Raw genomic sequence first — 7798 nt, 5'->3', positions numbered from 1 at the left:
GGGATCAATCCTCCTGCTCGTCAACGAGCGTCACGAAGTCGTCATGCGCGCGCTGGAAGCCGCTGCCTTCCCGGCCGAGGCGGATCGCCGTGTGCTGTCAACACTGCGCACCGACGTGCTCCGCGCCCTCGTTGAGCAGGCGCTCGTGCATGAGGACCTCTCCGACGACGTCGACTATCCCGCGGGGTCTCTTGGCGCTCTACTCCTCAATGTCGTGCGCAATGCCTTTCCGGCCTTCTCGTTGGACGCGTTGAGGCGCGAGCGCCAGACGACGCCGGCCTTGTTCAGCAGCCGCCTTCAGGCCACCTCGAACTTGTTGGCGGAGCCGTGAGCGTGCTCTACCCCCGATTACTGGGCGACACCGCGCGCGATCTCCATCAGGGGTACCAACGTGCCCCCATTAGGGACCTCGGCGGGCAGTACGCTCTCCGGCACCGCTCCGCCGTCTTTGCTGCCACGGGAGGCCGCCGCGTCACCACCGATGAACTCCAGGGTCTGCGTGATGCCGTGGTCGCGGCTGCCGAACGAGCCGGCTTTCCCGAGGAGGGCCGTCGCCAGGACCGCGTCACCTTCGACATCGAGATAGCGCAGCTGCTGCACGAGCGGTGCGGGCTCGTTGCAGGCGAAGCCGCGGTCCGTCCCATCTGGGCCTTCCTGGCGCTCGTCCTCCTCCCAGATGTCTCGTATTGGCGTTTTCCGCGCCCTCCCGGCGACCGCGTCCTGGGGACCGACATCACTCGCCACGTGTGGGGCCGGTTGTGGTGGCGCGCTCATCTATTGGCCCGTCCCCAGCAGTTCGAGCGCTACCGACTGCTGGACACCTTCGGCGAGGCCGCCTTCGACCAGGTCTTCGCACGGCGTCGCTCCATCGGTGGCAGCCGCGCCCTCGTCCGGACGCTCGCGGAGATCTGGCCCACGGTCGAGCGCGGCAGAGTGCCAGAACGGGAGGTTCTCATCGATGTGCTCAAGCGCTTATCGCGCTCGGGGGCCGTCATCGAGTTCGAGGCGCTCGACGAGGACGAACTGCGTCGCCAGGTGCAGGACGCGGCGACTCAGTCGGCCACGCTGTTGGGGGACCGGCTGGAGACGACGGGACCGCGTCACGCTCTGGCCTGAAGGTGGCTAGACCCGCCGGACGGCTCCCTCGATGACGTCGACTACGGCGATGGGGTCCTCGTGCTCCCAGAAGCGGAGGACGCGCCACCCGAGGCGTTCCAGATGCTCGTCCGTGTTGCGATCCCGTGCCTCGTTGCGCGCTAGCTTCGCCACCCACCACTCCCGGTTCGCCGCCGGCGTGGTGGCGTGTACCGGGCACGAGTGCCAGAAGCACCCGTCGATGAAGACAGCGATGCGTTGGCGGGTGAACACCATGTCCGCGCGCCGCCGCGGCAACCCGGGAAGCGCTGAATCCACCACATAGCGCAGCCCCCTACGATGCGCCTCCCGTCGAACCGCGACCTCGGGAGCGGTGTCCCGACGCCGCGCCCGGCTCATGCGCAGCGCGACTTCAGGACTCGACGCCGGTGGCCGGCGGTCAACCACTGGTCCTCCTTGTCCCCTGCGATCTCGCTCGAGCACCCGGTTCCAATGTGCCCGGCGGCGCCATGACGCGAGTTGTCGGTGGGCGCGCTTACCGTGCCTTCGAACCGTTGATCGATAGTGTCGGCGGGACGATCCGCGTGCCACTGTGAACGGGCACGCCGGCAAGAACGGTAGGTGCAACTCGGTGCAGGAAGCCGACCGCGACCCACACACCACGCCGATTGCGCCTCAGCGCCTCCGAATGATCGACCTGTTCGCCGGCTGCGGGGGGCTGACGTGGGGCTTCACGTCCACGGGCCGATACACACCGGTAGCGGCCGTCGAACACGACCGCGCGGCGGCATCCACCTATGCGGCCAACTTCGGCGAAGACCACGTCTACTGGGGAGAGATCGAAGACTGGGTTACTGGTGACCTCCCCAAGGCCGACGTCGTCGTTGGAGGTCCTCCCTGCCAGGGCTTCTCCAACCTAGGCAAGCGGAGTGCGTCCGATCCGCGCAACGAGCTCTGGCGCTCTTACATGCAGACCCTCATCAAGGTCCGTCCGCAGGCGTTCCTGCTAGAGAACGTCGATCGGTTCGCGACGAGCGACCAGTTTGTCGCCCTAGTCCGGGAGACCCAGCCCGGCGGGCTGCTCGAGGACTACGTAATCGATGCGAACATCGTCAGGGCGACCGACTTCGGGTCCGCGCAGCTCCGACGGCGCTTCATCGTCATCGGAACCCACCGGGACCTGCCTCAGATCGAGGTGCCCAGGCAAGTGCTTTCGAGGGAGCAGTGGCGGACCGTCAGGGAAGCCCTCGAGGGACTCGCGAAGGACGTCGACCCCGAGGACCGTCACCTGCCGTCGGCTACGACGGAATACTTCGGTCAGGTCATCCCTGGCGTATTCAAATCCCCAGACCTGCACATCACCCGGTACTACACGGACACGTCCTTGGAGCGGTTCGGGCACATCCGTGAGGGTGGCAACCGGCTGGACCTGCCTGACCGCCTGAAGGCGCCTTGCTGGCTGGGCCACGACAAGGGCTCCCTCGACGTGATGGGGCGCATGCACTGGGACCGCCCTTCGGTGACAATTCGGACCGAGTTTTTCAAGCCCGAGAAGGGGCGCTACCTACATCCCGACCGCCACCGCGCCATCACGCACCATGAAGCCGCACGGCTCCAAGGTTTTCCGGACGAGTTTCAGTGGTGTGGCACGAAGCTGAACATCGCGCGACAAATCGGTAACGCTGTGCCGGTTGAGCTAGCGAGCGGTCTCGCTGCGCACATTGCAGGCCGTTTGAGTTAGCAGACCTGACCATAAACACTGGCCCATGCCCTCGGGCCGCATGGCCCAGTGTTGAGGTTGAACCATCGAATCCCTCAGGTGCAAATGCCGCCCTGACTCCCAGACGTCCGCAACGAGGTGACGGCCGGCCACCTAGCACGCCGCCACATAGCCGCCTCTCCCTCATGCCGCAAGGGCCGGTTGTCACCACTGGGCCGACGATGCAGCCGACTAAGCTTGGACCTCAGATCCCGAGAGGAATACCGCCGTGGCCAAGTTCTTAACAAGCGCGAGGGCTGTCGACATGCTGGGCCGACAGCAGATCGCCGGCATTCCCACGGCCCTCTCCGAACTCTTCAAGAACGCCTACGACGCGTATGCAACCCGTGTCCGAGCCGACTACTTCCCGACGCACGACCTACTTCTCTTGCGCGACGACGGCATCGGCATGAGCCCACACGACTTCGAGAGTCGCTGGCTCACGATCGGCACGGACAGTAAGGCACGTGGAAGCACTGCCGCGCCGCTGGCGAGACCCCCCGGGGCGCCTCCCCGGACACAAATGGGGGAGAAGGGCATCGGGCGCCTAGCCGTAGCGAGTATCGCTCCTCAGCTAGTGCTGATTACCAAAGCGCTGACTACCACCCACCGATCTCGCGACCGCGCCGCGGCATCGGCAGAGCCACTTCTGATCGCGTTGGTTCAGTGGACGCTATTCGAGATCCCGGGCCTCACCCTGGACGATGTCGTAGTGCCAGTGCGCCTCGTCGCCGAACCGGAAGAAGTCAGCGTTGAGCTCCTGACGAGCCTCGGTGATGAGGTTCGAACCTGTTTGCGAGAGCTGGGCAACAGAGTTCCGGATGAGTACGCCCAGCGGATTCGCGAGGAGCTGACCGCCTTCAGTATCGACCCGCGGCAGCTACTAAGCCTGGCTGGACCGAAGTACGGCGGAGACAATCACGGCACGGCGTTCCTCCTCTCCCCGCTTAACGAGGACTTGCCAGCAGCACTCCGCCCGGGAGAGGGCGACGACAAGCAGGTATCACCCTTCCAACGGTTCCTGTCGGGATTCAACAACACAATGCTTCCCGACTCCCCTCGACCAGCCATGCAACCACAATTCATTCTCCACGACGCTGGCACTGAAGAGGACCTGATTGACCCAGAGAAGTTCTGGTCCCCGGAAGACTTCACGCGCGTCGACCACGTGATTCAGGGAAGCTTTGATGAGCGGGGCCAGTTCTCGGGCAGCGTCTCCGTATATCAAGGAGACCGTCAGCCTTACACCGAGTCGTGGACTGCTGGCCGGGGAAGGAAGTCCCGCTGCGGGCCATTTCGGTTAACTATTGGCTACCTGCAGGGCAGCCTATCTGATTCCTCCGTCAATGCCGAAGACTTCACGCTTATGACCGACAAGCTCAATCGTCTTGGCGGAATCTATGTCTACCGCGACGACATCCGCGTCCTGCCATATGGGAACAGCGACGTCGACTACCTCGAGATAGAGCAGCGTCGAAGCCTCAAAGCTAGCCGGGCATTCTTTTCCTATCGACGAATGTTCGGCGCAATCGAAGTGAGCGCGGAGACCAACCCCGAGCTTCAGGAGAAGGCAGGACGTGAGGGATTCAGAGATAATGCCGCGTATCGCGATTTTGTAGATATCCTCAAGTCCTTGTTGGGCAATGTTGCAGCAGACTTCTTCGTCGCGGGCGGCGAAAAGTCAGAGGATTGGCTACAGCGTCGTACGAGTCTCAAAGAACGAGCTTCGGCTCGCCGAGATGACGAGCGCCGCCAGATTCAGCAGCGCCAGGCGTTTCTGGATAACTTGGCGGACGCCCTCAACCGGCTCGAGTCCGGCGAAGTGCGGTCAGAGCTCTCTCGAGTTGTCCTGGACTTCGACAAGGACCTTCGATTGCCTCCACGAGTGAGACAGCGCTTGAGGCCGAGCGCGTCGCTTACCGCAGGCTCGACCTGCTTCGCGCCTCGGGCATTCTGGAGCGACCTGCGGTAGGGTTATCAGCCGACGACGAACGCGATTGGGAAGCGTATCAACGTCTGTGGAGGCAAGCCAACGACTTCGACTTCCGCGAAGCTGCAGTGTCCATACGCTCCCATATGGACGAATTCGCACGAAACCACCCCTCATTGGATCGCAAGACACTCAGCCTCTCCCGTGGCAGGCGACTCCGCGACGCGCTCCAAAGTCGCGAGATGCAGGTTGAGGTTCGGGCCGCGGAGTTGAGGGAAGCGACGGATCGGGCGGTAGAGGCCGTCACATCGACCGCGTCGGCAGCCATCAGTGACGTTCAGAACCGAGTCACATCGGCTCTTGCCAGCATCGCGCCCGAGCGGCCCCCCAGCGCCGAAGAGGAAGAGCGGCTGCTTAGCGAACTGTCGGAGGCCGCGGCGGTGCACAGCAGTCACCTGGCATCTTTGCGTGAGTCTCTATTGCGGTTAGCCGGGGGGGACTCCGACCCGACCCAAATGCTCAGAGATTACGTACAGGATCTGGAACAACAGGCGGAACGGAATCTTGAGCTTCTGCAACTTGGGCAGGCTGTTCAAGTGGTAAGTCACGAATTTGAGTCGACGATCAAGAGCGTGCGATTTGGACTGCGACAGCTAGACCCTTGGGCTCGCGCGAATCCGCAGTTGCGCGACGTGGTGCAGGACATCAAGTCCGGCTTCCAGCATCTCGATGGCTACTTGCGCCTATTCACACCGCTGCAACGTCGCTTGTATCGACGGCGGGTTATCATAACGGGAAACGAAATCGCGCGGTTTGTGACCGGCGTATTTACCGATAGGTTGCCCCGGCATCGAATCGAGCTGCACACCACTCCTACATTCTCGAAGTTTACGCTCACGGGCTTCCCGAGCACCTTCTATCCAGTGTTTGTCAACCTCGTCGACAACGCGATTCACTGGGTGGCTCTCGAGCGCGAAGAGGGAGGCCGGATCACGCTCGACGCCGAGGGCCCAAGCATGCTTATCCGCGACAATGGTCCTGGCGTTCGCCCTCGCGACGTTGAGGCAATATTCGATCGCGGGTTTAGTCGACGCCGGGGCGGGCGAGGCCTCGGTCTAACGATCGCACGGGACCTCCTATTACGGGAGGGGTGGAGCTTGGAGTTGGACGCGCCCATCAAGGGACGCGGCGCCCAGTTCCGCATCAGTCCAATCGAGGTTGCCAGATGAGTTCACCCGCATTCGATCCCGCTGACCCAAGGGAGTTCTTGAGGACGGCCTTGGTGGTCGATGACCAAGCGCTGACCGCCGACGACCGAGAGGAGGAGGCAGACTCCGCCGCCGACTACGCACTCGTGCCGCCAGATGCTCTTCTCATCGGTGAGCGTGATCACGGGGATGCAGGGCCCGCCCAGACAGGTGGCGCTGGCGGGGCAGACGGTGAGGCGGGTGGCCGGCTCCGAACGCGCCAGTTGGTTGACGCATTCGCCGACGAGCGAATCGCCTGCGCGGTTCTCGCCCCCAGGATGTCCGTAACTGAGGATCGACGTCGGGTGATAGAGCTTGCCGCGAGCACGGACATCCTTGTGATTGACTGGCTCCTTTCTCCGCTTGTCCATGCGGCGTCGAAGCCCGACATCGGGGATAGAACCAGCCTGCAGCTCATCCGGGAGATTGTTCAGAACGACGTGACTAGTGGTGGCAGGCTGCGACTCATATGCATTTACACAAGCGAGCCGGCCATCGACTTCGTCCTCTCGGAAGTCGCGCAGGGCCTTTCGACGCTGACCTCTGCGTCAGTTGACTTGCCTTTCGTCGCAGATTTTGATGAAGGCGTGTTAGCGGGCCGAAATCTGATGGTGAGAGTCGTAGCCAAGCCTCGTGAAGACGGCGGCGTTGACGGCGGCCTGTCGGAGAGTCTGCTTGCCAGGTTTCTGGTGGAAGAGTTTGTCAAGCTCGCGGCCACAGGACTTCTGCCAAGGTTGGCGATCGGCGCCGTTGCATCAGTGCGCCGGCACGCGAACCGACTCCTGGTCCGGTTCGGCGAGGAACTGGACGCCGCATTCCTCAGTCATCGTGCATTAACGAGTCCCTATGCAGCCGAGCAGTATGCACTTTCCCTCGTGGGTGACGAAATAACGGCTTTGCTCGCCGCGACACACGTGGACGCCGCCGTCCATGAGGCGTCTGTGCGCAAGAGGACCGAGGAATTGATACCCCCTTCATCGGGAACGCGCATGCTGCCTGCGGCCAAAGGGACGCCGAGTTCCGACCTTGTGGCTCGGGCTGAGGCCATACGGTTCATTGTGGAAGGCGCGGGGAGCGATTCAGAGAAAGAGATCGCTCTGAATCCGACTGGGTCGAAGAAACTCAAGAATCATTCCACGGTAACGTCTCTATTCTTCGCAGAATCGGACCTGCCTTTCGACAAGGGTCGTGCTTCTGACGATGCCTTCGGCGTCCTGAGCTGTCTAGCCAGGAGCCTGGCGCACGATGGTCCCGGGCTTCCGGCGCCGACGCTCGGGCTAGGAACCCTCTTGCGGCGGCGCCGGCCGAGCGGCCCCGCGCAGCCAAGCCCGGGTTACTCATACTGGGTCTGCCTGATGCCACCGTGCGATTCAGTCAGACTAAGCGAAGCCACAAGGTTTCCTCTGATTCCGCTGACTGAGCCTCAGAAGGGAAGATTCGACATCGTGATTGATGATGTCGGCGGGCACGACACGATCCGTCTTAAAGCTAAGCCGTCGGTCTTAGATCTCGAGTTCGAATCTTTTGGGCCCTCTGACGTTGGCGTCGTCGAGGCCATATGGCAGGAGCGGCCAAAGGGCTGGTTCTTTACGTCTCAGAGTGGCGCGCTACTGCGATGGATGGGTGATCTGAGGGCAGACCAAGCTTACCGACTTGCGGTCTCCCTCGGGAGCATGCTGACTCGACCGGGCCTAGACGAGTCGGAATTCGTACGGGTGAATGCGAAGTAGGACGAACGTGAGCGTTTCGACGGTCGGGTCGGGCCTT

Annotated in this window: 7 protein-coding genes; 6 read left to right on the top strand and 1 reads right to left on the bottom strand. The window is 62.8% G+C overall.

The window, feature by feature from the left end; genetic code table 11:
- Nucleotides 1–331, top strand: a 331-nt coding sequence (locus E4P40_RS15570) for a hypothetical protein (protein ID WP_209305357.1), incomplete at its 5' end; no start/stop codon positions are given.
- Complete coding sequence (locus tag E4P40_RS15565) at nucleotides 328–1116, top strand: DUF6339 family protein (RefSeq protein WP_135159449.1); 789 nt, start codon at nucleotides 328–330, stop codon at nucleotides 1114–1116. The genes E4P40_RS15570 and E4P40_RS15565, both read left to right, overlap by 4 nt.
- A gap of 6 nt (nucleotides 1117–1122) precedes the next feature.
- Here the strand turns inward: E4P40_RS15565 and E4P40_RS15560 are convergent, their stop codons facing one another.
- Nucleotides 1123–1494, bottom strand: coding sequence for a very short patch repair endonuclease (locus E4P40_RS15560; protein ID WP_135159452.1), 372 nt, complete (start codon nucleotides 1492–1494; stop codon nucleotides 1123–1125).
- 232 nt (nucleotides 1495–1726) lie between these two features.
- Between E4P40_RS15560 and E4P40_RS15555 the strand changes: the two genes are divergently transcribed.
- From E4P40_RS15555 to E4P40_RS15540, 4 genes are all read left to right on the top strand, one after another.
- Complete coding sequence (locus E4P40_RS15555) at nucleotides 1727–2836, top strand: DNA cytosine methyltransferase (protein ID WP_245160370.1); 1110 nt, start codon at nucleotides 1727–1729, stop codon at nucleotides 2834–2836.
- A 247-nt stretch (nucleotides 2837–3083) separates the two neighbouring features.
- A complete protein-coding gene (locus E4P40_RS15550; RefSeq protein WP_135159448.1) occupies nucleotides 3084–4826 on the top strand; it encodes an ATP-binding protein in 1743 nt (580 codons plus the stop codon).
- 104 nt (nucleotides 4827–4930) lie between these two features.
- The gene (locus tag E4P40_RS15545) at nucleotides 4931–6013 is read left to right on the top strand and encodes an ATP-binding protein (protein WP_135159447.1); all 1083 of its coding nucleotides are present in this window, start codon (nucleotides 4931–4933) and stop codon (nucleotides 6011–6013) included.
- Nucleotides 6010–7761: a response regulator receiver domain gene (locus E4P40_RS15540; protein ID WP_135159446.1), complete on the top strand. Its 1752-nt coding sequence runs from the start codon at nucleotides 6010–6012 to the stop codon at nucleotides 7759–7761. The genes E4P40_RS15545 and E4P40_RS15540 overlap by 4 nt, the downstream gene beginning before the upstream one ends.
- The last annotated feature ends 37 nt before the right edge of the window (nucleotides 7762–7798 follow it).

The organism is Blastococcus sp. CT_GayMR20, assembly GCF_004570345.1.
This window is presented reverse-complemented; position numbering and strand designations above follow the sequence as displayed.